23 protein-coding genes are annotated in these 25,777 nt (G+C 45.6%); 6 read left to right on the forward strand and 17 right to left on the reverse strand.

Annotated features, from left to right (window positions below; translation table 11 throughout):
• Positions 1-23: 23 nt before the first annotated feature.
• Together ylbD and ACFSUB_RS05570 are read right to left on the reverse strand one after the other, a co-directional pair.
• Entirely contained in the window at positions 24-407 is a 384-nt protein-coding gene (ylbD, locus tag ACFSUB_RS05565) for a spore coat protein YlbD (protein ID WP_380712197.1), read from the reverse strand.
• Between the two features lie 133 nt (positions 408-540).
• A complete protein-coding gene (locus ACFSUB_RS05570; RefSeq protein WP_380712198.1) occupies positions 541-969 on the reverse strand; it encodes a CBS domain-containing protein in 429 nt (142 codons plus the stop codon).
• A 161-nt stretch (positions 970-1,130) separates the two neighbouring features.
• Between ACFSUB_RS05570 and ACFSUB_RS05575 the strand changes: the two genes are divergently transcribed.
• Together ACFSUB_RS05575 and ytvI are read left to right on the forward strand one after the other, a co-directional pair.
• Positions 1,131-1,493, forward strand: a complete 363-nt coding sequence (locus ACFSUB_RS05575) for a YugN family protein (protein ID WP_380712199.1) — start codon at positions 1,131-1,133, stop codon at positions 1,491-1,493.
• A gap of 291 nt (positions 1,494-1,784) precedes the next feature.
• Complete coding sequence (ytvI, locus tag ACFSUB_RS05580; RefSeq protein ID WP_380712200.1) at positions 1,785-2,849, forward strand: sporulation integral membrane protein YtvI; 1,065 nt, start codon at positions 1,785-1,787, stop codon at positions 2,847-2,849.
• Positions 2,850-2,970: 121 nt separating this feature from the next.
• On the opposite strand, the gene ACFSUB_RS05585 is transcribed toward ytvI, so the two are convergent.
• From ACFSUB_RS05585 to cyoE, 6 genes are all read right to left on the reverse strand, one after another.
• The gene (locus tag ACFSUB_RS05585; protein WP_380712201.1) at positions 2,971-3,525 is read right to left on the reverse strand and encodes a DUF420 domain-containing protein; all 555 of its coding nucleotides are present in this window, start codon (positions 3,523-3,525) and stop codon (positions 2,971-2,973) included.
• A 129-nt stretch (positions 3,526-3,654) separates the two neighbouring features.
• Positions 3,655-3,999 carry a cytochrome C oxidase subunit IV family protein gene (locus ACFSUB_RS05590; RefSeq protein ID WP_380712202.1) on the reverse strand — a complete coding sequence of 115 codons (345 nt, stop codon included), beginning with the start codon at positions 3,997-3,999 and terminating at the stop codon, positions 3,655-3,657.
• A gap of 3 nt (positions 4,000-4,002) precedes the next feature.
• Positions 4,003-4,626 (reverse strand): cytochrome (ubi)quinol oxidase subunit III, encoded by a 624-nt coding sequence (locus ACFSUB_RS05595; protein ID WP_380712203.1) that lies wholly within the window; start codon positions 4,624-4,626, stop codon positions 4,003-4,005.
• Between the two features lies 1 nt (position 4,627).
• Positions 4,628-6,502, reverse strand: coding sequence for a cytochrome c oxidase subunit I (ctaD, locus tag ACFSUB_RS05600; protein WP_380712204.1), 1,875 nt, complete (start codon positions 6,500-6,502; stop codon positions 4,628-4,630).
• A gap of 20 nt (positions 6,503-6,522) precedes the next feature.
• Entirely contained in the window at positions 6,523-7,707 is a 1,185-nt protein-coding gene (gene coxB, locus ACFSUB_RS05605) for a cytochrome c oxidase subunit II (protein WP_380712205.1), read from the reverse strand.
• Positions 7,708-7,798: 91 nt separating this feature from the next.
• Positions 7,799-8,725, reverse strand: coding sequence for a heme o synthase (gene cyoE, locus ACFSUB_RS05610; RefSeq protein ID WP_380712206.1), 927 nt, complete (start codon positions 8,723-8,725; stop codon positions 7,799-7,801).
• A 343-nt stretch (positions 8,726-9,068) separates the two neighbouring features.
• Here cyoE and ACFSUB_RS05615 point away from each other — a divergent pair, with 343 nt between their 5' ends.
• Positions 9,069-9,986 carry a COX15/CtaA family protein gene (locus ACFSUB_RS05615; protein ID WP_449329206.1) on the forward strand — a complete coding sequence of 306 codons (918 nt, stop codon included), beginning with the start codon at positions 9,069-9,071 and terminating at the stop codon, positions 9,984-9,986.
• 442 nt (positions 9,987-10,428) lie between these two features.
• Here the strand turns inward: ACFSUB_RS05615 and ACFSUB_RS05620 are convergent, their stop codons facing one another.
• The 5 genes from ACFSUB_RS05620 to glsA all read right to left on the reverse strand — a co-directional run bounded on the left by ACFSUB_RS05620 (position 10,429) and on the right by glsA (position 18,234).
• On the reverse strand, positions 10,429-11,601 hold the full coding sequence (locus tag ACFSUB_RS05620) for a GNAT family N-acetyltransferase (RefSeq protein ID WP_380712208.1): 1,173 nt from the start codon (positions 11,599-11,601) through the stop codon (positions 10,429-10,431).
• Complete coding sequence (locus ACFSUB_RS05625) at positions 11,598-13,025, reverse strand: cryptochrome/photolyase family protein (protein ID WP_380712209.1); 1,428 nt, start codon at positions 13,023-13,025, stop codon at positions 11,598-11,600. Before ACFSUB_RS05625 ends, ACFSUB_RS05620 begins: the two co-directional genes overlap by 4 nt.
• 165 nt (positions 13,026-13,190) lie before the next feature.
• Positions 13,191-16,640, reverse strand: a complete 3,450-nt coding sequence (gene pyc, locus ACFSUB_RS05630; protein ID WP_380712210.1) for a pyruvate carboxylase — start codon at positions 16,638-16,640, stop codon at positions 13,191-13,193.
• A 245-nt stretch (positions 16,641-16,885) separates the two neighbouring features.
• On the reverse strand, positions 16,886-17,170 hold the full coding sequence (locus ACFSUB_RS05635; protein WP_090925484.1) for a YlaN family protein: 285 nt from the start codon (positions 17,168-17,170) through the stop codon (positions 16,886-16,888).
• 122 nt (positions 17,171-17,292) lie between these two features.
• Complete coding sequence (gene glsA, locus ACFSUB_RS05640; protein WP_380712211.1) at positions 17,293-18,234, reverse strand: glutaminase A; 942 nt, start codon at positions 18,232-18,234, stop codon at positions 17,293-17,295.
• A gap of 135 nt (positions 18,235-18,369) precedes the next feature.
• Here glsA and ACFSUB_RS05645 point away from each other — a divergent pair, with 135 nt between their 5' ends.
• Positions 18,370-18,873, forward strand: a complete 504-nt coding sequence (locus tag ACFSUB_RS05645) for a peptidyl-prolyl cis-trans isomerase (protein WP_380712212.1) — start codon at positions 18,370-18,372, stop codon at positions 18,871-18,873.
• Between the two features lie 27 nt (positions 18,874-18,900).
• Here ACFSUB_RS05645 and ACFSUB_RS05650 read toward each other — a convergent pair whose 3' ends face one another.
• A complete protein-coding gene (locus ACFSUB_RS05650) occupies positions 18,901-20,229 on the reverse strand; it encodes a PhoH family protein (protein ID WP_380712213.1) in 1,329 nt (442 codons plus the stop codon).
• A gap of 166 nt (positions 20,230-20,395) precedes the next feature.
• On the reverse strand, positions 20,396-20,860 hold the full coding sequence (locus tag ACFSUB_RS05655) for a pyridoxamine 5'-phosphate oxidase family protein (RefSeq protein ID WP_380712214.1): 465 nt from the start codon (positions 20,858-20,860) through the stop codon (positions 20,396-20,398).
• 178 nt (positions 20,861-21,038) lie between these two features.
• Between ACFSUB_RS05655 and ACFSUB_RS05660 the strand changes: the two genes are divergently transcribed.
• Positions 21,039-21,239: a YlaI family protein gene (locus tag ACFSUB_RS05660; RefSeq protein WP_380712215.1), complete on the forward strand. Its 201-nt coding sequence runs from the start codon at positions 21,039-21,041 to the stop codon at positions 21,237-21,239.
• 221 nt (positions 21,240-21,460) lie between these two features.
• On the forward strand, positions 21,461-23,002 hold the full coding sequence (locus ACFSUB_RS05665) for a BCCT family transporter (RefSeq protein ID WP_380712217.1): 1,542 nt from the start codon (positions 21,461-21,463) through the stop codon (positions 23,000-23,002).
• A gap of 452 nt (positions 23,003-23,454) precedes the next feature.
• Here the strand turns inward: ACFSUB_RS05665 and ACFSUB_RS05670 are convergent, their stop codons facing one another.
• A complete protein-coding gene (locus tag ACFSUB_RS05670; protein WP_380712218.1) occupies positions 23,455-23,811 on the reverse strand; it encodes a YlaH-like family protein in 357 nt (118 codons plus the stop codon).
• A gap of 44 nt (positions 23,812-23,855) precedes the next feature.
• Positions 23,856-25,697, reverse strand: coding sequence for a translational GTPase TypA (gene typA, locus ACFSUB_RS05675; protein WP_380712219.1), 1,842 nt, complete (start codon positions 25,695-25,697; stop codon positions 23,856-23,858).
• Between the last annotated feature and the right edge of the window lie 80 nt (positions 25,698-25,777).

The following is a 25,777-nucleotide window of genomic DNA, read 5'->3' on the forward strand; positions in this document are numbered from 1 at the left end:
AGAACGGGGCTGTTTCTTTTCTATTAAAACCCCCGGAAAGAAAAGGGATTATGCGGCGGCTTCGGCGGTTCCTCCGGTTTCTTAAAATGCTGCATGACCTGTTGAACATTGCCCATCATACCACTGAACTGGGAAATTTGTTTCTGCAGATCGTCGATATTCACCTGCTCGAGAATAGTTAAAACGCTTGAGAGTGTATCGCCGGTTTTGTCCTTTTTTTCGTTCGAAGCGGACGCCTCTTTTATTCTGTAAAAATCCCACTGTTCATGATTCTCCCCAAGAACCATCCAATCCTGGTAAAGCTGATTCCACGTTTGTTTTCCCGCGCGCACTTCTTTTATTAAGTCCGGGTGCCTGTAGAGAAACTCCCGGAACTCATAAATGGATTCCGGAATGGAACTATTCATGCTCCTGCACCTCCTGTAAACCTTTCTTTACTTCCAGTATACGCAGACGACCATTCAGCGTGCGTCCAATTTTTCATATCGCTATGTATGATTAAAAAAAGGAGCTGTACCTTTTGATACAGCTCCTCCGCTTTTAATGATGTACCTGCCGCTCTTCTGAAATTTCATTCAAAGCAAAAGAAGCTTTGGCATCAGTCTGTTCATCGACAGCAAGGTCTTTAAGTGCAGCAATACCTGCGAGCTGTTGATTTTCGACCACAGGGAGTCTTCGGATCTGCCGGCTGGCCATCAGTTTTGCTGCCTCTTCGATATCCATATCCGGTTCTGCTGTCACAATATTTGTCGTCATCACGTCTTTTACCGGTGAAGAGTCGGATCTGCCTTCAGCGATGCATCGCACGACAATATCACGGTCCGTGATCATCCCCATTAAATTATTTTCCTGAATAACCGGTATAGCTCCGATGTGATGTTCTTTCATCATTTTTGCTGCATTTTCCACACTATCATCCGGTGCGCATGTTTCCACATCTGTGGTCATTACCTCTTTCATTTTTTGCATCTTTTATCCATCCTCCTTTTTTGATCTTTCTATACTATGTACAGGAAAACCCCGGATTATTCTTTCTTCTGTCACACAATAAGATTGCATCTTCAAAATATTCATATTAAGATTAAAGTAGTGCAAAATATGATAAGTTAAGGAGAATCAGGAGGTCCGATATGAAAATTGAAGATTATGATTTTCACGGGAAAGAATTTAACTTCGGCCGTCTCGTACGGATTATGGAAAGTAACGGGTTTATCCACGAAGGGCAATGGGATTATGAACGTGTCACCTTTGACTATAAACTGCTCGACCAGACAGATGACGCCACTTATTATTTGAGGGTACAGGCCGTTACTGTTCAGGGCGAAATACCAAAAGAAGATGCTGAAGTGCGTCTGTTGACGCCGTTTTTCGGCCGCCACTATTATCCTCACGGTATTGAATACGATGAAGATTTTCCTGAAAAAATCATCAAAAAGTGCACGCAGAAGATTGAAAACCTCCAGCAGGATCTGCAGGAGGCAGAAACGCCATAACTCTCGTACATAGCACATGTGACAGTTTGAGCATTCTGCAATACGCATACGCTTATAACATGTTCCACCTTCTCCCATACTGTACGGATATGTAAACTACCGGGGAATGATCAGGAATTCCCCGGTTTTCTCGTTCAATCCGATGAGCCGGATTCTGCAGTGACGCCGGTATCCAGGCGGATTGGCAGGGTGGATTGGATGAGCAGTGCTTTTTTCTGTCCAACCGGGTGCTCCACTATTATAATGAAAGAGTGCCGCTTCGTTTAATACAGGGAGTACGTCGAAAGGAGCATGAAAGTGCCGTCGATTTTTAATAAAAAAAATATACTGCGGGTTTTGGGTGTGTTACTGCTTCTCGTGGGAGCGTATTACATTCTGCCGGTATCAGGACCAATTATTGCAGCTCTGATCACCGCCCTTTTCTTATCACCCGCAGTCCGCTTTCTGCACGAAAAATGGAACATAAAACGAAATATATCAGTTATGATTGTTTTTGTGTTATTTCTGTTAATTCTTGCCCTCTGCGGTTATTTCGTTACAACACAACTCGTGTCTCAGGTGATTTTTTTCATTAATAACCTGCCGGGATATGTCAGTGAATTAAATGACGCACTGTTAAGCCTGCAGTCCCGGATTGACAGTGCGTACCAGACTATGAACCTGCCGCCGGATACCATTAATCAGATTAATGAACAGATTATTAATGGATTGAACAGTTACAGGGATGCTCTGCTGTCTTATGCCGACCGGATTCCGGGAGTACTGGCTTCCATTCCCGGCTTCATCATATCGCTGCTTGTCTATTTGATTGCTTTATTCCTCTTTCTGATGGATCTGCCGCGGTTAAGGAGAAAGATGTACGCTTTCATGAAAGAGAGTACAGCAGAAAAATTTCATTTTATGACGTCCCGTTTGTCATATGTGATACTAGGCTTTTTCAAAGCTCAGTTTTTGGTCAGTCTCATTATTCTCGCCGTAACCCTCGTCAGTTTATACATCTTCACCCCGGATGTTGCCCTGCTGATGTCGATCCTCATCTGGCTGGTTGACTTCATCCCGATTATCGGGTCGATTGCAGTGCTTGCCCCATGGTCGCTTTATCACTTTATTGCAGGCGACTTGTTACTCGGGACTCAACTGATGGTGCTTGCGATTGTGCTTTTGATTATCCGGCGTACTGTAGAGCCAAAAGTAATGGGAAGCCATATCGGACTCTCCGCACTGGCTACGCTCATTTCGCTTTATATCGGGTTATCCGTGCTTGGAGTCGTCGGTTTCATCATCGGACCGCTTGCTGTTATCGCGTTCACGTCAGCCAGAGAAGCGGGAATTATCAAGATGAACTTCAAAATCTGAGAAATACAGAGCAGCAATTACTGATTCAGGCATAGTAAAAAAACCAAACGACTTGGTTAACCAAGTCGTTTGGTTTTTTTTTACTATATACTTCCCGGCTGAAGGCTGCATGATCACTTTGTTAATAATACGGAGAAATCATCAGATAAACGATGACTCCGGTGATACTGACATAGAGCCATAACGGCATGGTGACTCTGGCTATTTTCCGGTGACGGGCTTTCTGATATTTGATCCCCCTTAAAAAGGTCACAATGGCAAGTGGTACGATCACAATAGCCAACAGAATGTGAGTAATTAAAATGAAGTAATAGATATACGCAAGCCATCCTGTTCCACCATAAGCTGTTGATTCCGAAAGAAAATGATACGTAAGATACGTTCCCAGGAACAGAAAGGTCGTCGTAAAAGCACCGTAAATAAAACGACGGTGCATTTTTATATTTTTCCGCAGGATGAAAAACAGCGCAGTCAGAAGAAATACAGTCGTAAAACTGTTCAAAACAGCATTTATAAGCGGAAGAATGGTAAGATCAAATCCCACTTCCCCTTGATATCCGTCCATAAAGAAAAGAACAGTAATCAACCCGTTAATGACTACCGTCAGCGTAACAGCAATCCATGTGTTACTGCGGTCTTTCTTGGATTTTTCCGGATAAGCAGTGTTTTCTGCCATGGCTCATCCTCCTTTTATTCATTGTACAACCATTATACCGTACAAAGTCCGTCCGCCTATGGTGCTTCTATAACAATCAAGTGAACGAGAACTGCTCCTCTTAAAAAGAAGAGGAGCAGTTCTGTTCCATCAATATTTTGTTACACCAAGCAGCAGGATCAAAGCAATCACCGCTGGTGTAGAAACGACAATTCCCGTCAGCATAAAAGCATTCGGCCATTCGTGGTCTTTATCTTTCAGATGCATGAAATAGAACAGCTGCAGTGCAAACTGTACCACCGCCAAAAGAAGAATAAAAGGAACGGTAAAACCTGGAGCGATCATTTCCATCGCGACTGCTATAAACGAAAGCAGAGTTAAAAAGATCATACATGCAAACGCCGCCACCTGTATTTTTCGTTCGCGGTTTATCTTCAACAGTTCTTCATGCGTCAGGGCACTTTTGTCAAACGGCTTGGACATTTCATCGGACATGTATTACGCACCTCCTATAGCCATCAGATACACAACCGTGAAAATGAAAACCCAGACGACGTCGATAAAGTGCCAGTACAAGCTCGCCAGATAAAATTTAGGCGCATTTGTCAACGTAATTCCGGTACGGCTGTAGCGTATCATTAGTGTGATAAACCAGAACAGACCAAATGTTACGTGAGCTCCGTGCAGACCTACCAGGGAGTAAAAGGAAGATCCAAACGCACTGGTCGTAAATCCAAGTCCTCCGTGGTGGACATACTCATAAAACTCGTATATTTCAAAACCGAGAAAAGCAAATCCGAGAAGCACGGTAACAGCTGTGAGTATCATCATGTTCTTGAAATTGTTTTTCTTCATAGAGTACATGGCCAGAACACTGGTCAATGAACTGGTCAATAGCAGCATTGTCATAATAAAGACGAGCGGAAGCGAAAACAGCTCTGACGCTGACGGCCCGCCCGCTGTACCGTCACGCAGGCCGAGAAACGTTCCGAAAAACGTAGCAAACATAATGGTTTCCCCGCCGAGAAAAACCCAGAAACCGAGAAATTTGTTTTTCCCCTCAAGTGTTGCTTTCTCCGGATTGGGAGGGAGGCCTTTGCTTACATCAACGGAATCAGACATATCAGCTTACCTCCTTTTCGATTTTTTTGATCTTATCAAGAGGTATATGATAACCATGATCTTCATGTATCGAGTGAAGCAGCATAGAGCCGAAGGTTATAATAACACCTGCTCCTATAACAATCCATTCCGGAATGAGCGGATTCTCCATCTGCATCATAATCATGCCGAATCCCCAGACAAACAGACCCAGACCTATCGTGAACGGTAGAATAGATCCATTCGGCATGTGAATCTCATCCATCGGTTCAGCCGGTTTCATCGTACCGTCTCCGTGCACTTTTTCATAGAACCACGGATCAAGGGATCGTACCTGCGGTGTCTGGGCGAAATTATATTCAGGCACCGGAGTTGTTGTAGCCCATTCCAGCGTACGGGCATCCCACGGATCGCGTACTGTAACCCGTTTAGACGTGTAAGCGGAATATACCACATTAATTAACAATACAATGATGGCAGCGCCCATCATAAAGGCACCGATACTGGAAACAAGGTTCATGGTTTCCATGCCCTGGCCATCAAGGTACGTGAACACACGTCTGGGCATTCCTATAAGACCGAGAATGTGCTGAATGAAAAATGTCAGGTGGAAACCGACATAAAACATCCAGAACATGAGCTGCCCGAGTTTTTCGTTCAACTTATGTCCAAACATTTTCGGGTACCAGTAAAATGTACCGGCAAGAAGGCCGAGAGCGATACCTCCGACAACGATGTAATGGAAGTGCGCGACAACAAAGTATGTGTCGTGATACAGATAATCCACCGGAACCATCGCCAGCATGACACCAGTTACTCCGCCGAGCACAAACGTCGGCACAAAGGAAGATGCGCAGAGCATGGCTGTGTTGAATATTATTTTCCCGCCCCACATCGTAAAGAGCCAGTTAAATATCTTAATTCCGGTTGGAACACCAATGGCCATCGTTGCAATCGCAAATACAGAGTTTGTAATCGGGCCAATACCGACGGTGAACATGTGGTGAACCCAAACCATGAAGGATAAAAACGCGATAATGAGCGTCGCAAATACCATGGCGGTATATCCAAACAATCGTTTTTTCGAAAAGGCTGGAATGACCTCTGAAATAATTCCAAATGCCGGGAGTACAAGAATATATACTTCAGGATGTCCGAAAATCCAGAAGATATGCTGCCAAAGAACAGGGTTCCCCCCGCTTCCCGGGTTGAAATACTGTGCTCCAAAAATTCTATCCAGCATCAAAAGCGCCAGTCCCGCTGCAAGCGGTGTAAAAGCAAAAACAATGAGAATTGATGTTACAAGACCGGTCCAGCAGAAAAGAGGAAGTCTCATCATCGTCATCCCCGGGGCGCGCATATTGATGATTGTAACGATAAAGTTAATGGCTGATACAAGGGTACCAAGACCGCTGATCTGCAGTCCCAGAACGTAAAAGTCCAGGCCGAGATCGCCGTACTCCCCGCTTGAGAGTGGAACATACGCTGTCCAGCCCGCATCCGGAGCACCCCCGAAAAACCAGCTGACACTTACGAGCAGTCCACCGAAAAAGAAAATCCAGAACCCAAGAGCGTTCACAAACGGGAATGCAACGTCCCTTGCCCCGATCTGAAGCGGAACCACAAAGTTCATAAATGCAAATATCAGTGGAGTGACTGCCAAAAAGAGCATGATAGTTCCATGCATTGTAACAAACTCATTAAATGTCTGACCGCTGAGAAACGTGTTCTCCGCCGACATCAGCTGAATGCGCATGAATATGGCCATGAGGCCGGCTTTTAGAAAAAACAAGGCGCCGGCTATTAAATACAATACGGCAAGTTTCTTATGGTCCACAGTTGTCAACCAGTCCCATAATACACTCTTATTCGTGTTGGTAGCAGTAGCTGTTGCCACGTCATTTACCTCCCCTTTTATTACTGATTCATATTTTCTTCTGCACTAAGGGATTGAAGGTATTGAACGATAGCGTTCATATCTTCATCATTCATATCCGGAAAGGACGGCATGTTATTCCCCTGTTTGATGTCATCGGGATGACGAATCCAGTCCTCGAGGTTTTCATCTGTAGGTTCGAGGATATTGGCAATTTTTTCACGATCGCCGAAGTTGGATAACGTCGGCCCCTGGCCGGTACCCTGTCCATCGACTGCGTGACAGGTTATACAGCCTTGATCTTCAAATGCCTGTCTGCCGTCCGATACAGTGGATGCCCCTTCACCGGAACCGTTGTCTGATGTTTCCTGTTCCGCTCCACTTTCTTCGGACTGCTGACCGCCGGAAGCATTTCCTGAAGCCATTTCTGCTTCCCAGGCTTCATACTCCTCCGGTTCCATAGCAATGACTTTAAAATCCATCAATGCGTGCGACGGGCCGCATAACTCAGCGCATTTACCTTTATAGACACCAGGCTCGTTTGCTTGCAGCCACATTGTGTTTTCCACACCCGGAATAGTGTCGATCTTTCCTCCAAGAGCCGGAACCCAGAAGGAGTGGATAACGTCACTGGCGGTTAAATTAAACCAGACTTTTTCATTTGTCGGGATGTAAACTTCATTGCCCGCCGAAAATCCCTCTGGATAATCAAACTGCCACCAGAACTGGTGCCCTGTAACATCAATAACGAGGGCATCTTCCCCTTGAGAAGACTCTTCTGAAGAACTTTCACCGTTCTGAGAGTCCCCTCCTTCTCCGCTTTGTTCTTCGTCACCGGATTCTTCCCCGCTGGAACCGGCGGCTTCCGGCACTTCCTCGGCCATGTAATATGTACCCCAGATAGTCGGAACAGCGAGTATGGCAAGCAGTATAACAGGTATGATCGTCCATGTAAGTTCAAGTGCTTTACTGCCTTCCACCTGCTTTGGAAGTTCCTCATCCCCCGGCTTTTTCCGGAATTTAAATACAGCAATAAAGTAAAGAACAAATACAACAATCACGACCAGTGCCATGACATACAGGCTTAGAATCATGTTGTCGAGAATCCATTCTGCCTGCGGCCCGTAAGGATCGAGCGCAGACAATCTTTCTTCCCCGCACCCGGCAAGCAGCATAAATACCGCTGTAAGGGGGAGAAGACGCAGTAATCCCAGATGTCTTTTCATCGAATCATCAAACCTCTCTTTCCAATGAAGTAAGAAATACCAAATTTATTTAGTCATCTACAGCAGCATGTATTGAACTGCCGGTAGTATTTCACATATGAACAACAGCCATTACTATAAATAATATCGTCATATATGGAAAGGAATAAACAAACATATAGCGGGCCCATCCTGTATTGTTTCTCAGGAAAAAGCCTGCAACTCCCGGAATCAGCCATCCGGCCCCAAGACAGACGGCTGTTAACGTATAAACGCTTCCAAATTCACGCAAAAAAAGAGTAACTGCAAGCAGAGCTGCAGCGTAAAGAACAATCTGCCTTTTTGCCACAGCGTGTCCGGCTTGAACCGGCAGCACCGGTATGCCTGCGGCCCGGTATTCTTCCGTACGCTGTATGGCAGATGCGAGAAAATGAGGCGGATACCACATAAACAATATACAGAAAAGCAGCCATGAATGAGAGTGCAGGGCCGGATCTACTGCAGCCCATCCAATAAGTGGAGCTGCCGCGCCGGCAAGTCCTCCTGCTGCAGCATGAAGTGTCGAAACTCTTTTCAGCCAAAGAGTATAAATCACTATATAAACAACAAGTCCGGCTGCCGCTGCTACAGCGGAGACAGGCTCCACCGCCCCCAGTATCATAATGCCCAGAGCCGCCTGCACCAAACCTGACGTCAGCATTCGTGCCGGTTTTATTCTTCCTGCTGCGGCCGGTCTATGTTTCGTCCGTTCCATAACCGCGTCTACATCCCGATCCAAATAGTTATTTAACGTAAAACTACCGGCAGCGGTCAGTCCTGCACCGGTCAGTACCAGAGTCAGAATGTGCAGGTTCTGAAGAAGAGGGAAGTCCGAGTAGCTTGAAGCAATAACCATGGACGCAGCAACAAAAACCAGGTAAAAGCACACTGCCGGAATGCCGGCTGCACTTACACAGTCCCTCCATGAAGAAGAGTGCGTTTCTTCTGAATCACCTTTTTTTATATCAGCTGCGTGCGGAACCGCATTGAATTCATCCAAACCCTTCACCCCCTTATCATCCGTCGGTCTGGATTAATACGAGCCCGAAGCAGACAACCTGTTTCAGCGCACTTTATGTCATGGACCACTAATAATCAAATTGTACCATATACCTGCGTCCCTAGAGAATCACAATTCTGCTTTTTTCCCTCACATAGTATACCACAGCTGATGCCGTTTACAGCCACCGATATTTGATTAGTTCAAAAAGTTTCACACGATAGTCACATTTTATGATGTTTCCAAATTGTTCACCCCGCTGAAATTGACTTTTTTCATTCGTTTTCATTACGATAATAATGTACGAATGATAAATGGAATCCATCCGTCAACTGACGGGGAGGTGTATAGTTTGAATAAAGGGTTGAAGACATTTGGTATTGTAACATCAATCGGTATGCTGATTGTGCTCCTTCAGGGAGCGCTTGTTACAAAAACCGGATCTGCTGAAGGCTGCGGGGCAACATGGCCGCTGTGTTACGGCCAGCTAATCCCGGAGTCTTCTGCAAAAGAAACAATTATAGAATACTCCCACCGCGCGTGGTCAGGATTAATGGGAATGTTTGTCTTCATTTTGGCTGTATGGTCCTGGAAAAAACTCAGCCATCTGAGGGAAACGAAATTCCTGGCATTGATGGCTGTACTGTTCATACTTTTCCAGGGCTTCATGGGAGCCGGCGCTGTGATATGGGGCAACAATAACATTGTTCTGGCCCTTCACTTTGGAATATCCACGATTTCCTTTGCTGCGGTCGCTCTGCTTACCGTTTTAGCCTTTGAGGACGGAAAATCAGGTGTCACCAAAGTGCAGGTGTCCAAGACGTACCGCAATTATTTATTCGGGGTCCTCGTATACAGTTATCTCGTTATCTACACCGGAGCTTACGTGAAACATACCGGGGCAACGTATGTCTGCAGTGGTTTCCCGCTTTGTAACGGCAGCCTGTTTCCTGACATGGGAAGCGGGACGGCTTACCAGCTCAGCATCCACATGATACACCGGGCTGCCGCTGTATTGCTTGCAGTGCTGTTTTTTGTGCTGTTAATCTGGACGATCCGCCGCTTCCGGCGGTATTCTGTGCTCTTTTTTGGAAGCATTGCTGTCTTTCTGCTTGTGCTCGTTCAGGCCGGAGCCGGAATTTCGATTCTTTTCGTTGATTCGTATCTTCCGCCCGCTCTCGTCCACTCCCTGACGATTACCGTTTTGTTCACCGTTCTTTCCTACATGGGAATGGTCATTACCAGAAATAACAGCTACTAACCACGCTGTCACACGCACATTTGTAAAAAGAGTCTGGGACAAAAGTAAAATAGGTGGAGGACAATACGAATGTCTTGCAGCGTTGCTCAACAGTCTAATGGTAGCGGAGCCAAAATGCTTCGACTCCTGCTCAGAACAGCACGAGTCACGGGGATCCCGCAGGATGCGATTTTCTTCCGAGGGCCCGCAGGATGCGGGTCAGGTCGGCGCCCGCCAGGAGGTGCCGATCTTAGCCGATCTTCCTCCTTTTGAGCCGTGCCCGCGGCAAAGAAGACACGATGAGCCCCGGCGAATCGATGTCGCCCTTGTGCTCTGGAGTAAAAGCGAAGCATTTTGGCGCAGCGATTCGTCTCAGAAACGAAAAATACCGAACGATTTAAAAAAATCGTTCGGTATTTTTCTATCTTATAAAGGTTTTGTCCCAGACTCTTTTCTATTTCTTTTAGAAAAAATCGTAGATAAAAGGGGAATCTGATGTGACCGCGGTACCAAGTAATGCTTTTGCTTCCTCAGAGGCCTGGATTTTACCAATCCGCCCTGCGACGGTCACAGAAATATAGCCTAATAAAACGGCAGCTGCAGTGTTTATATCCATTTTCAGGCTGTCTTCTGTCCCGCCGCTTGTGAAGTGCTCCACTTCTTGTCCGGATTCATCCTTTCGTACGGTAAATATTCCATTATTCCATGAAGCGCCGGGGTCTTTTACTTGAAACGATAATTCCTGTCCTTCTTCCAACCGGAAAGGATACAATTCCAGGAAGTGCTTCATATCGACAATGCGCGCCATAAAATAACTTTCCCGCTTTTCTTCAATAGATGAGTCCGGCAGCATGAAGCGGCTTGGGTCCTGTACTGCCGGTTTCATCTCGGCTTCTTCAATCATGGAATCATGATTAGCAGTAAACCGCCAGAGCTGCTCCCTTGCTTCTTCATCAAGCGCTACAAATTCATGGACTTTCATGTAATTATTTTTAATTTGATAAATCATGTAGCCTTTATCTTCCCCGGCATCGTTTGAAAAAACGGCTATCTGGCCCTTTTTCTTTTTCAGCACAGTATACCGCCACCATGTTTCATCCCGGTTGATCATTCCATTGTACCACGTTGCAAACTGCTGATAGATGCGTTGAAGTGTCGGCCACTCGGCAGGTGGAATCCGTCGGATTTTCCCTGTAATGATTTCTTCTCTATTTGGAAGCTGTTCTTTTTTGATTTTCCACGTTACAGCATCGGCAAATACCTCCCAGCCGAATTTGCGGTAAAACGGGATGGAAAAAGGATACAAAAAGGATACCACCTGACCGCGGCTTTTCATGTCCTCCAGAGCGGAGTCCAGCAGCTTTCGAACAAGGCCGTTCCGCCTTGACTCCGGCCACGTCGCAACACCTGATATCCCGCCCATGGGCATAAGAGTCCCCCCGATATATACTTCCATCGGCAACATAGTGAGTTTGGACATAAGTCTTCCATCTTCTTCAGCAACCCATGTGTTTTCCGGTTTCATAATCCGTTCATGATTCTTTTTTTCATCCTTGGTGAACTCGAACTGAAAAGCAAACTGGTCCAGTTCGAGACTCTGGCGCATCTGGGAGGCATTCATTTTTCTGATTTTCATACATTCCCGTCTCCTTTGAACATTTCAATAGCTTGTTGTGCTGCAGTCTTATGGGTAACATCAGGCATAGGATAATCTTGTCCCGGGAGGCATGCTGCTCTTTCAGCTTCAGCGTCGTTCATTGTCCAGGGTTCATGAATGCAGCGCACCGGTACCTGGCTCAGCTCCGGCACATGGGTTTTGATATAGATACCGTCCGGATCAAACCTTTTGCTTTGACGTACAGGAGAAAACACCCGGAAATATGGTGCCGCATCACTGCCTGTTGAAGCCGTCCACTGCCATCCTCCAGCGTTGGATGATGGGTCGTAATCTATGAGTTGTCTGCGGAAATAATCCTCCCCAAGTTTCCAGTCTATATGATAGTCTTTTACGAGAAAAGAAGCCGCCGCCATTCTTCCCCGGTTGTGAAGCCATCCTTCCGATTTCAATTGTCTCATGGCAGCATCTACAAATGGAAAACCAGTCCTCCCGTTTTTCCATCTCTCCCACTGCTTTTCTTGATACTCCCACTGCATATTTCGATATTTTTCGTTCATTTCCTTCTTTTTCAGATCAGGAAAATGGGCGTGGATCATATTATAGAAATCTCTCCAGGCCAGTTCAGCCAGAAACTTTTCCGCAGCAGCATTTCCCTTTTCAAGATATGGCTCCATAGCACTGTAAATAGTCCGGACCGACAATTTTCCCGTTTTTATTAACGGGGAAAGGCGGCTTGTAGCATCATCGGCAGGAATATCCCGGCTGTTTTCATAATTCGGAAGATCTTCATGAATGAAAGTTTTCATTTTTTGGATTGCTTGCTCTTCATAAACAGGATCGAACTTCCTATCCATTGATGCAGCATAAGCCTCCAATTCCTTAGCCGCCTGTTCATTTGTCGTCTGCAGAGCAGGTTCGGCCTGCCGGTGCTGAAAACGTTCCAGGCTGCATGGATAAGGCCGGGGCTTGGGGAGGGAAGCCCACATTCTGTAATAAGGCGTGAATATTTTGTAGGGACCCCCGTCTTTTTTCATTACTTCACCGGAGTGGTGAAAATGAGCATCAGAGAAGGCATAAGTATAAACCCCGTGCTGGTGGAGATATTCCCGGACATTGTTGTCCCGTTCTGCTTCCCATGCTGCTTCATCTTCGTTGAAATATACAGCAGACAGCTCTGGTACGGCAGTAAGTAAGTTCTGGAACGCATCGTTTCCGTAGATAAAATGAAGGGTGATTCCTTTCTGTATGCATTCTGTTTCGAATGCTTTGACCTGTTCAAAAAAATAGTGGTGGTGCAGACACTTCTCTTCCAAGAATACCGGATCAACATGAAAAAAAGCAAACCAAGTCGACTCCTTGTCATACTCAAGTACGTTTTCCAGGGCATACATCGCGTAATTGTCTGTTAACCGCAGATCTCTTCTGAACCATAAAGCTTTCATGTTTTCTTAAAACCCCTTTATGCACTGCTGAATGATCATTTGATTTTTCATCCTTGAGCCATTCCCTGTTTAGGAATACAAATAACAATGCAGCCTTTTTTTTAAAAAAAGATCCCGAATCAATATTCGGGATCTTTGAAAAGGGGGAAGGATCCCCTGTATTATTTATTTCTCCAGATCAATCAGCAGATCTCCGGTTTCAATAGTGTCTCCGTCCGTGACATACACATTTTTAATTTGAGCGTCAAACGGGGCCTGAACGGTCGTTTCCATCTTCATGGCTTCTGTAATCATGAGATGGTCGCCTTTTTTCACTTTTTCCCCTTTACCCACAAGTTTTTTCACTACGGTTCCAGGCATTGAAGCGCCGATCTGATTCTCGTCTGTTTTGTCCACTTTCGGACGTTCAGCGCCGGTTGTCTGGGCGTTCTGGTCTTTGATGATAACTTCACGAGGCTGGCCGTTCAGTTCAAAGTAGACGATACGATTCCCGTCATCATGCGGTCTTGAAATGGAAATGAGTTTTACAATCAAGGTTTTTCCCTGCTCGATTTCTACTTCAATCTCCTCACCAAGACGCAGCCCGTAAAAGAACGTTGGTGTATCGAGTACCGAAACATCGCCGAACTGCTGGCGGAATTTCTCAAAGTCCATATACACTTTCGGATACAGAGCATAAGAAATCATATCGTGGCTCGTTACCTGCCGGTCCAGCTTATGATACAAATCTTCCTTGATCTCCTGGAAATTCACCAGTTCCATATTTTCACCCGGGCGGTTTGTAATCGGCTGACGGCCCTTTAGAATGATCCGCTGCAGTTCTTTCGGAAAACCTTGATAAGGCTGGCCGAGATATCCCTGGAATAGTTCTACAACCGAATCCGGAAAGTCGAGATTCTCTCCGTTTTCATAAATATCATTTTCTGTCAGGTCATTTTGAACCATGTACAGCGCCATGTCTCCGACCACTTTGGACGAAGGCGTTACTTTGACAATGTCCCCAAACATGTCATTCACACGGCGGTACATCTTCTTCACTTCATTCCAGCGGCCCTGCAGTCCGACTGCTTTCGCCTGCTGCTGAAGATTGCTGTACTGGCCTCCCGGCATCTCGTGTTCATAAACTTCGGTGTGTGGAGCGTTCATGCCGCTTTCGAACCCTTGATAATACTTACGGGTATAATCCCAGTACTGGCTCAGCTCTTCCAGTGCCTTAATGTCCACTTCAGGCTGACGCGGACTTCCTTTCAATGCATAATACAGACTGTTGGCGCTCGGCTGCGAGGTGAGTCCGGCCATCGAACTGACTGCCACATCCACAACATCGACCCCGGCTTCAATAGCGCGGGCATACGAGAAGATGCCATTTCCGCTCGTATCATGGGTGTGCAGATGAATCGGAATGTCGATTGTCTCTTTTAGTTCTGAAATCAGCTGGTAGGCAGCTTCTGGTTTCAGCAGACCAGCCATATCTTTAATTCCGAGCATATGGGCGCCCGCCTGTTCCAGTTCTTTTGCGAGACCCTTGTAGTATTTCAAATCATACTTGTCCCGTTTTGGATCGAGTATATCACCGGTATAACACATTGCAGCTTCTGCAATCTTGTTCTGCTCCCGGACTTCGTCGATGGTAAGGCGCATGCCTTCCACCCAGTTCAGCGAATCAAAGATCCGGAACACATCGATACCGGCTGAGGCGGATTTTTCCACAAATTCCTTGATGACGTTATCCGGGTAGTTTTTATAACCGACCGCATTGGACGAACGCAGCAGCATCTGCATGAGAACGTTTGGCATTTTTTCCCGGAGAGTCAGGAGCCGTTCCCACGGATCTTCATGCAGAAAACGCATCGCTACATCAAACGTTGCTCCTCCCCACATTTCTTCCGAGAAAAGATTAGGAAGCAGGCGGGCTGTTGGTTCAGCAGCCTTTTTCAAATCATTTGTACGGAAACGGGTGGCCAGAAGCGACTGATGGGCGTCTCGGAACGTGGTATCTGTCAAAAGCACTTCTTTTTGGCTTTTCACCCAATCCGCGAGGCCTTCAGGTCCCTTTTGATCCAGAATTTGCTTCGCTCCTTCCGGAAACGGTTCGCTTTTTTTAATTTCAGGCAGTTCAGGCTGTTCAAAAACTGGTTTTTTTGCGTCTTCAAGACCCGGATAGCCGTTGACGATGGTTTCTCCGATAAAGCTGAGCATTTTCGTTCCGCGGTCTTTTCGTTTTGGAAAGACAAACAGCTCCGGAGCGGAATCAATGAAGGACGTATCATAAGTGCCGGCCAGAAACTGCTCATGCTGAACGACATTTTCCAGAAACGCAATGTTCGTTTTGATACCACGGATTCGGAATTCGCGGAGATTTCGAAGCATTTTTGCTGCTGCTCCCTCAAAATTCAGAGCCCAGGTGGAAACTTTAACGAGTAGTGAATCATAATGAGGTGTGATGACCGCTCCCTGGAATCCGTTTCCAGCGTCAAGTCTCACACCAAATCCACCGCTTGAACGGTACGCGTTAATCCGTCCGGTGTCCGGAAGAAAATTGTTCGCTGGATCTTCTGTTGTTACGCGGGACTGAATAGCGTAACCGTGCGTGCGGATATCCTTCTGTTCAGGAATCGCAAGCTCTTTTCCGTGCAGAGATTTCCCTGCTGCAATATAAAGCTGGGACTGAACAATGTCGACGCCGGTAACCAATTCCGTAATCGTATGCTCCACCTGTACACGCGGGTTTACTTCAATGAAGAAAAATTCTTCTTTTTCGTTCACAAGAAATTCCACTGTACCTGCATTGTAGTAATTGATGTTTTCGGCGAGTTTCACAGCTGCAGCGCTGATGTTTTCCCGAAGTTCCTCACTCAGTGCAACACTGGGTGCCACTTCCACCACTTTCTGGTGGCGGCGCTGTACGGAACAATCCCGTTCATAAAGATGAACAATGTTACCGTCATGATCCCCAAGAATCTGCACTTCAATGTGCTTTGGATTTTCAATGAATTTTTCCACGTAGACAATGTCACTGCCAAAAGCCGACTTAGCCTCGGATTTTGCGCGGTCATAAGAATCTTCCAGTGCTTCCCGGCTGCGGACAATTCTCATACCTCGTCCGCCTCCGCCAAGAGATGCTTTGATAATAAACGGATAGCCGTGCTTGTCGGCAAACTGTTTCACTTCATCCAGTCCCGATACAGGACCGTCACTTCCCGGGATGACTGGAATTCCAGCTTCAATCGCGGTCTCTCTTGCACGCACTTTATCTCCGAACATATGAAGATGTTCTGTGCCGGGGCCGATAAATATAATGCCTTCTTCTTTACAACGCTCGGCAAACTGGAGGTTTTCCGACAGAAAACCGTAGCCGGGATGGATAGCGTCGACATTCGTGGCCTTTGCTGTCTCTATAATACTTTCAATATCGAGATAGGCATCAATCGGTTTCTGTCCTTCCCCGACCAGATACGCTTCATCTGCTTTATAGCGGTGAAATGCGCCGGTATCTTCCTGAGAATAAACAGCCACCGTGCGGATATGTAATTCTGTGCACGCACGGAAGATTCTGATGGCTATTTCACCCCGGTTGGCTACCATTACCTTTTGAATATTTCCCAAGCCGTTCATCAAATTCCTCCTTGGTAAAGTTACTCTCCATGACGTAAACCGCAATGGAGATCTTTTTCAATCAGACAATTCTAAATATATTTTATCATAACACTTTCAGCATATCTGTCAAAAAATTGCGTATTTCATCACTTCCTATTCATGATGGCTTTTTCCTTTAACTGGAATATATTATGCGTTTTCAAAAAAGGGAAAGCAGGAGGTAAAAAAGAACCAAGCTATTCCTTGGAATAGCCTGGTTCTTCTTATTTCCCCGCAAGTGCTGCTTCGTGAAAGGCAGCCAGTTTCCGCTCCAGTTCTGATAATATCTGCTTTCCTGTGTCTTCATCTATCAAATTCAGGCGGATGGCAAAATCAATTTCACGGGAAAGACCAAACATCTGCGTATCCAGAACCTCTTCGTATAGAGGGCACTGAGGCAGTGTGAGGTTGTCCATCTGTACTTCGATTAATTTCCGGATCCGTTCTGCGTCAGCTTTAAGCAGAGCATATGCTTTCTCTTTATGTTCCGTCTGCGCCTCAACGCTCAAGGTGATCCCTCCTGTTCATTTACTCCTGTCACCTATCATATCGACTGCCGGAGAAAAATGCAACAGAACACAGGAAAGAACCCTTTAAAAATTTAGAAAAATCGGCGGGGAAACCCTTTTCTTCATAGCCGCCCTGAAAAAATGCTCAGTTGAAAATCGGATGAAAGTTTTTCAAGAAGACGCGTCCCAGCGGCACTATTACCATGTGAATCAAGCGGCGGGCTGTAAACACCAATCCCTGTGCCATCCGGAAGACTGCCGAGCAGCGCCCCGGACACCCCGCTTTTGCATGGAATTCCCGCTTTTATTGCAAAAGAACCGGACGCGTCATACATGCCGCACGTCACCATAAAAGTCGTTACCATTTCAGCAGTCCAGGCCGGTATCAAATATTCCCCGGTTTCCGGATCCCGTCCGTCTGCACCAAGGACACTTCCTATCCGGGCCAGGTCACAGCTGTTCACTCTGACAGAACACAGATTGATATACGTATTTAGTACATCCTCCACTTCATTTTCCAGTACATGGTGACTTTTCAGAAAATAGCAGAGTGCACGATTAAGATCGGAATGATTTCGTTCAGATGCTGCTGTTTCGGCACATATATCAACATCCGGATTGGCAGTAATCTGCTGAATAAAACGGAGGAACCTATGTACGACAGCATCCGGTTTGTTTCCCTCCAACAGGTCTGCAACGACGAGGGCCCCGGCATTTATCATCGGATTTAACGGTTTGGCCGGTTTTTCTTTTTCCAGCGCCTGAATGGAATGAAAAGGGTTGCCGGACGGCTCCATTCCAACTCTGGAGAACACTTCTTCCTCTCCTCTATCCATTAATGCGAGGGCCAGGCTGATGACTTTCGCTGTACTTTGAAGCGTGAAACGAACGCCGGTATCTCCTGCTTCTTCCCTTTCTCTCCCGTGATGAACCACACAGGCGAACGCATCCGGATCTGCCTGCTGCAAAGCAGGGATATAGGATGCAACGCTCCCTTTGCCGGCTTCGGACTGCACAGCTTCCATGTATGAGGCTAACGCATTTTTCTGAATGAAAAGAGACATTGTGTTTTCACACTCCTCGAAACAGCGCTCCTCGTCTGTTTTTTATATTTATAGTGTGAACCAAGCTGTCTGCTCTCATACAACGAAAAAAATATGTTAGGATGAAAAAGATATAATGAGAAGGAGGGCGTTTTTTTGGATTTTATTGTTTTTATACATGGGAATGTTAAGTATACGATCACCATTGACCCCACCGTCTGGATTTTCGACGAAAGAAAAATTGACTTGAATACGTGGGAAGGTGAAGAAAAAAGAAAGGAAGAAGAATGGGAAGCTTATAAAAAATCTGTCTCTGAACAATTCGACAAGGATATCACAAAGGGAGTCGAGGCTCCAGCCAAGACACGAACCAATGAAGCACGTTCCAAAAAAGAACAGCTGATTCACGGAACATTCGGTATTCCATTTGGATCTTTCATTGGAAACGCAGGACCGGAAAGTTCAGCCACCCGGGTGATGATCGAAACCTCCGGCGGCGATGAGTATGAAGTTGCCCTTGAAGACGCCTTCCATTTGGTGGCCGGTTTTTCGGAAAACGGGGAACCGTTGAAAGAAACAGGACCAATTCATCTTTATTACGGGGATGGAAGCAATAAAGAAAACCCCATCACGTATGTGACGGGGCTCAGAGTCGAATAAAAGAAACGGTTGTCCGGGCTGCCGGTGTTACAAAATATCGGCAGCGAGTTGGGCAAGACCGGAGCGTTCTCCTTTTTCCAGTTTTACATGCCCTCCCACCGCCTGATCCTTGAATTTTTCGACAACGTAGGAGAGACCGTTATTCAGCTCATCCAGATAAGGATGGTCAATCTGACCGGGATCTCCCATAAATATGATCTTACTGCGTTCACCAACCCTTGTTAAGATGGTTTTCACTTCATGTTTCGTTAAGTTCTGAGCTTCATCGATGATAATAAACTGTTCCGGGATACTCCGCCCTCTTATATAAGTCAGGGCTTCCACCTGGATGGATCCCATTCCGGCAAGAATCTGGTCGATTTCCCCCGGTTTTTTTGTGTTAAACAGATATTCCAGATTATCAAAAACCGGCTGCATCCACGGGCGCAGTTTTTCCTCTTTTTCTCCCGGGAGAAATCCGATGTCTTTTCCCATAGGCACCACGGGCCTGGCCACGAGCAGTTTATTGTACATACCGATATCTTCCGTCTGAAAAAGACCTGCTGCCAGAGAAATCAGTGTTTTGCCCGTCCCGGCTTTCCCGGTCAGTGTGACGAGCGGGATATCATCGCGCAGGAGCAGTTCCATCGCCATCTTCTGTTCTACATTTCTAGGATGAATTCCCCAGATCTGTTCCGATTCATGAAAAAACGGGCGCAGCGATTTCCCCTTTTCATCAGCTTTAGCCACAGCAGAAGCAGAACTTCCCAAAGCGTCCTTTAAAATGACAAATTGATGCGGATACAGCTGCTCCATTCCTATTTCAGAAACAGGCAGGCTCTGCGTTTGATAAAACTGGTTCAAGGTGTCTTTTGTAACTTTACTGTAGAGTTTACCTTTATAAATATGATCAAGCTCGGTGACTCTGTCGTTCAGAAAGTCTTCTGCTTTAATGTCAAGAGCATCCGCCTTTACCCGGACGAGTGCATCTTTGCTGACGATAACTACGTTCCGGTGAGTTTCGTTTTTTTCCTGTTCCGCCTGCAGATTCATGGCAACGGCGAGAATCCGGTTGTCATTGGTCATCTCTGCAAACGTCTCCCGTAAAAAGTGGAAGGAACGGTGATTCAATTCAACCCTGATTTTTCCTCCGCCTTCCAGAGGAACCCCTTCATGCAGCATTCCTTTATTACGGAGACCATCAAGGATTCTCGATACTTCCCTCGCATTTCGTCCAAGCTCATCCATGTACCTCTTCTTGGCGTCTATTTCCTCCAGCACCACAGCTGGAATAACAACTTCGTTTTCTTCAAATTGAAAAAGGGCCCGCGGCTCCTGCAGTAAAACATTTGTGTCCAGGACATATATTTTTTCCAAAGCAGTTCCTCCCTATTCAAATATGAAACAGTATACCGTCGTTCTTTTGCATAAAACGCGGACGGAGGACAATACAACGAAAGATTAAAAACGGCCTTGTTCTTTCATATGCTTCAACTTGGACAATATTGACGTAAAAAATACTCGACTTTTTATATCTAACGCATTATTCACTGGAAGCGCTTTTCATTGCATCCATGACCTGGTTGTCCAATTTCAGTGCTGCTTCAGCATCATAGGTTTTTTCAAATTGCGGGTCATTGACAATTTTGGCGCCGTAAAACATAATATCTTTCACTTCCTTGACATGGCACTCGATTAATCCCAGTTTAATCGGCATGTCTTCCACCTCTTCAGAGATGATGGTTCCTTTTCCGGAAATAGCATACGTGGACCCGCTGCCGATAAACGTAATAACAATCTGATTATTTTGTCTCAGGTTATCCAGAATGGCGGACCGGCTTTCCACGCAGAACCGGACTGTCTTTGAGTCCATGGCATAAAGCCAGGAAATGGCACTAACGCTCGGTGCATTCGTCTCATGATCGATGGTGGATAAAGTGACGTAACGTTCCTGTCGGAGCAGAGTCAACAACTCCTCAGTCAAGCATGTTTCCACATGATTCGGCACATTCAGCCCCTCCTTTTTTTGAAGCGGTGCATTCCATTCTCTGTATAAGCTGGTCAGAGGAAGGAATCTTTCAGCAGCCATCCTGAAGACTTTCATCCCCAAGTCAATATGTACTGCTCTACTGCTATGTTATAATGAAACAGCCCTTTTTTCAAAGGGAAGCATCTGGAGGGATAGTATGAAAGTAAAATGTGTCATTTGTGATACAGTACATGATTTGGATAACAATGACCCACTGGCTAAAAAACTGCGGAACCGGCCCATTCACACGTATATGTGCAGCACCTGTCATGACCGTATTGAAAAGAGGACACTGGACAGATGGGCGACGGGAAATTTCCGTCCTTACCGGGACCGGGTTTCTGACGATGATTGGTAAAATCCGGGCGCAGCCATTCAGGCTCCCCGGATTTTTATATAGATTGTGTTCTCCGAATTCTCCTCCGCTTCCTCGTTCCTTCACCGACCTTCTACACATACTTTGAGCCACCTCTCCTTCCGAGAAAAGAAAGAAAAATTTTTTAGTGTTTCACATTAAATTTCTTATGGTATGCTTGTCCTTGTGTCATTTTGAAAAACTGAAAATCGGGAGGAGTTATTTTGTTCAAGGGAAATAGTGTACTTGGTATCTCTTTAGTACTGAGTATTTTGTTCGTATTTATTGGGGTCATCTTCAATAATTGGCTGGATCAAAAAGCATCAGCTTTTTTAGATTTTGCCGTTACTTATTTTAACTGGTTTTATCTACTTATTGGTGCTGCTTTTGTGTTTATTTGTCTGTATTTGATGTTTTCAAAATATGGAAACATCCGTCTGGGAAAGGATACAGACAAACCCGCTCACAGCACATTCTCATGGATTACGATGCTGTTTAGTGCAGGAATGGGTGTAGGCATGGTGTTTTGGGGAGTTGCTGAACCAGTCGCTCACTACACAACACCACCATTCGGAGAGGGATCAACAGGAGAATCTGCCTCCGCAGCTATAAAATATACCTTTTTTCATTGGGGGCTTCATCCTTGGGCACTTTACGGAATAGTAGCTTTGGGTTTAGCATATTTTCATTTCCGCAAAGACCTGCCATCTTCCATGAGCTCCATTTTTCATCCACTACTGGGTGATAAAATTAATGGGCCTATCGGTAAAACCATTGATGTTCTTTCCGTATTTATTACTGCTGTAGGTGTTGCAAGTACATTCGGATTAAGTTCGTTACAAATCAGCAGCGGGATGAATTCGCAATGGGGTATCCCAGATACATTAACCGTTCAACTTTTAATTATTGCGATTGGGTTTATCCTGTTCATCATTTCTTCGTGGTCAGGGTTAAATCGGGGTATTAAATATTTATCCAACTTTAACATGCTGCTATTGGTCCTGCTGACTCTTTCCGTATTAATGATCGGCCCTACTAAACAAATATTTGAAATGTTAATCAGTTCTACTGGAAGCTATGTGGGCAGTATTGTGCCGATGAGTCTGCGGATGGAACCGTTTGATAACGAAGCTAATAATTGGATAGGGGCATGGACAGTATTTTATTGGGCCTGGTGGACCACATGGGCGCCCTTTGTAGGCTCATTTATTGCAAGAATCTCAAAAGGGAGAACCATTAAAGAATTCATTTTATGTGCTTTATTAGTACCTTCCTTAATATCATTTGTGTGGTTTTCCGTTATGGGCGGCAGCGCGATTCATTTCATACATGATCTAGGCAACAGCGCCTTAGCAGAAAATATAAACGCTGATGTTAATGGAGCTTTATTTGAGTTCTTGAGTAACATTCCCTTAGGTTCTGTGTTAAGTATCATTGCACTAATTCTTATTTTCTCTTTCTTTATTACGTCAGCTGACTCAGCTACATTTGTGTTAGGGATGTTGAGCAGCAATGGGGACCTTGATCCATCAAACAAAATTAAAATAACGTGGGGAATTATTATTGCAGGATCAGCCACGGTCTTTTTATCGGCCGGTGGTCTGGATGCAGTCAAAACCATCTCAATTGTTGCAGCCAGTCCCTTTTCTATCATCTTGATTTTTATAAGTTGGTCCATATTAAAAGCATTGAAGAAAGAATATAACGCGGAAATAACACAAATGAATACGAACCATAGAGAAAAAACAAAGGAAAAAACTCTGTGAGAAGCCGTCTTTTCATAAGTTTGGGTTAAAGTCATTCAGCAGATGCCTGCTTTTCTGCTTTGTAATCAATTAGGATCTATAAACGTAGAATAAAAGAGGGTCCGATTATCCTGGCAGGATAATCGGACCCTCTTTTATAAGATAAAGATACCTTCCTTGAAGGAGTTGCGCTGGTGCTTACTGTGCACGTTTGCAAGTCACCGCCAGCAGGGTAAACTCCATCTCATTTTTTCTTCTTCATACCACACACAAAAAAACAGGTGAAACACAGACCTTCAAAAAATCCAAAAGCCGGTTCTACACCTATGTATAAAAGGGTACGGTTTCCGACAGGATCATCGGAAGCCGTACCCATTCATACTGATATTGACCCGTTTGATCCCAACCTTATCTAAAATTGGTCCTTCATTTGACCGGGCGGATGGAAAAACCAGCGGAACAACTGCTTTTAGTCAGGAAGTTGTTGCGTTTTCCTGTTTTTCTTTTTTATGCCGGCGGAGTCTGATTTTATAAATGCCAAGCACGACAGCAGCTGCCAGTAATGACTCCACGACAGGCATACCGATAGCAAATATAGTCAGGGGAAAAGCACCGATTAACATAACGGTGTACACTACCGCATTTTTTAACAGCGGAAGCCTGCGTGCAAATCCGAGGTTATAAACGATGATACACATCACCACAACCGCAGCATACATCAGCCAAAACCCGGTTATCGCCGCCTCATGAATGTTTAAAACACCGGCAAACCAGCTCAGCTGTTCTTTTGTCACTTCAATGTCATTCAAAGGCGCAGCGGCAGTGTACATTTTCTTTCATCCCTTCTCTTTAGTGCGTGGTCTTTTCCATCAAGTTAAGGATTTTTATTTTCCTGTTTATTTCTTTTTTCTTCGCGCTCACGAGTGCTCTTATCCAGTATTTTCTTGCGTAGACGAACGGACTCAGGAGTTACTTCACAATACTCATCGTCATTCAAAAACTCAAGCGCTTCTTCGAGTGTCAATACACGCGGGCGTTTCATCGTAACCGTTGTGTCTTTTGTTGCGGAACGTACGTTAGTCAAATGCTTTTCCTTCGTGATGTTGACAGTGATATCATTTTCACGGGAATGTTCTCCTACAAGCATTCCAGAGTAAATCTCCGTTCCTGGTTCTACAAACAATGTACCACGGTCTTCAACCTGCATCATGCCGTAAGGGGTAGTCTTGCCGTCTTCCATGGAGACAAGCGCTCCCTGGTGACGTCCGCCGACCTGACCGCTGTGAAGCGGCTGATAGCCGTCAAAACTGTGGTTCAGAATGCCGAACCCTTTCGTCTGAGCCATGAATTCCGTTGTATAGCCGATTAATCCCCGGGAAGGAACCATGAAATCCATACGTACCTGACCGTCGCCGTTATTTACCATATCCAGCATTTCGCCTTTACGTTCCCCGAGACCTTCCATGACATTGCCGGTATAGTCTTCGGGTACATCAATCTGTGCTCTTTCCACCGGTTCGCTTAACACACCATCTATTTCTTTAACAATGACCGCCGGCTTGGATACCTGAAGTTCATAGCCCTCACGGCGCATGTTTTCAATCAAAATCGATAGATGCAGCTCTCCACGTCCGGAAACGGTCCACACATCCGGGGAATCCGTGTTTTCCACTTTCAGACTCACATCCGTCTCCAGCTGTGTAAGCAGACGTTCTTCGAGTTTACGGCTGGTAATGAACTTCCCTTCACGACCCGCAAAAGGACTGTTGTTCACAAGAAATGTCATCTGCAGTGTCGGTTCGTCAATACGAAGGCGCGGAAGCGGATCTTCATAATCAGACGGACAGATTGTTTCGCCGACGTTGATATCTTCCACTCCGGCGATAGCAATTAAATCACCAGCCTGTCCTTTGTCGATTTCAACACGCTTGAGCCCCATAAATCCGAACAGTTTGGATACGCGGAATTTTTTCACGGAGCCGTCCCGTTTAATCAGTACGGCCTGGTCTCCGGTCTTTATCGTCCCCCTGAAGACACGACCGACTCCGATACGACCGAGGTATTCATTGTAATCAAGCATCGTTACCTGGAACTGAAATGGCTCTGTGCTGTTATCAACAGGCGCCGGAACATTATTGACGATCATTTCAAAAAGAACATCCATACCGCTGTCCTGCGTGGTCGGATCGGTACTCGCCGTCCCGTTGATTGCAGATGAATATGCTACCGGAAAATCCAGCTGATTTTCATCTGCTCCCAGTTCGATAAAGAGATCAAGCACTTCATCGATAACTTCATTCGGACGTGCCATATCACGATCAATTTTGTTCAGCACAACAAGCGGAGTGAGCTTTTGTTCAAGTGCCTTTTTCAGTACAAATCTTGTCTGGGGCATACATCCTTCATAGGCATCCACTACGAGCAGTACGCCGTCCACCATCTGCAGAATGCGTTCCACTTCTCCTCCGAAGTCCGCGTGTCCCGGAGTGTCCATGATATTGATTCTTGTATCTTTATAGCGTACAGCCGTATTTTTAGCAAGAATCGTGATGCCCCGTTCTTTTTCTATGTCGTCCGTATCCATAGCCCGTTCGTCCACTTGTTCATGTTCATGAAAAGTTCCTGACTGCTTCAGGAATTCATCTACTATTGTTGTTTTGCCATGATCGACGTGAGCGATCATGGCGATATTTCGTAAATCGTTGCGTACTGCCATAACTTTTTCACCGCTCCTATTCTATACGTTCCTTGTTCAACTTACCTATTGTATCATAAACAATATGGTCCTGCACAAAC

This window comes from Salibacterium lacus (assembly GCF_042684865.1).
Classification (GTDB): domain Bacteria; phylum Bacillota; class Bacilli; order Bacillales; family Marinococcaceae; genus Salibacterium; species Salibacterium lacus.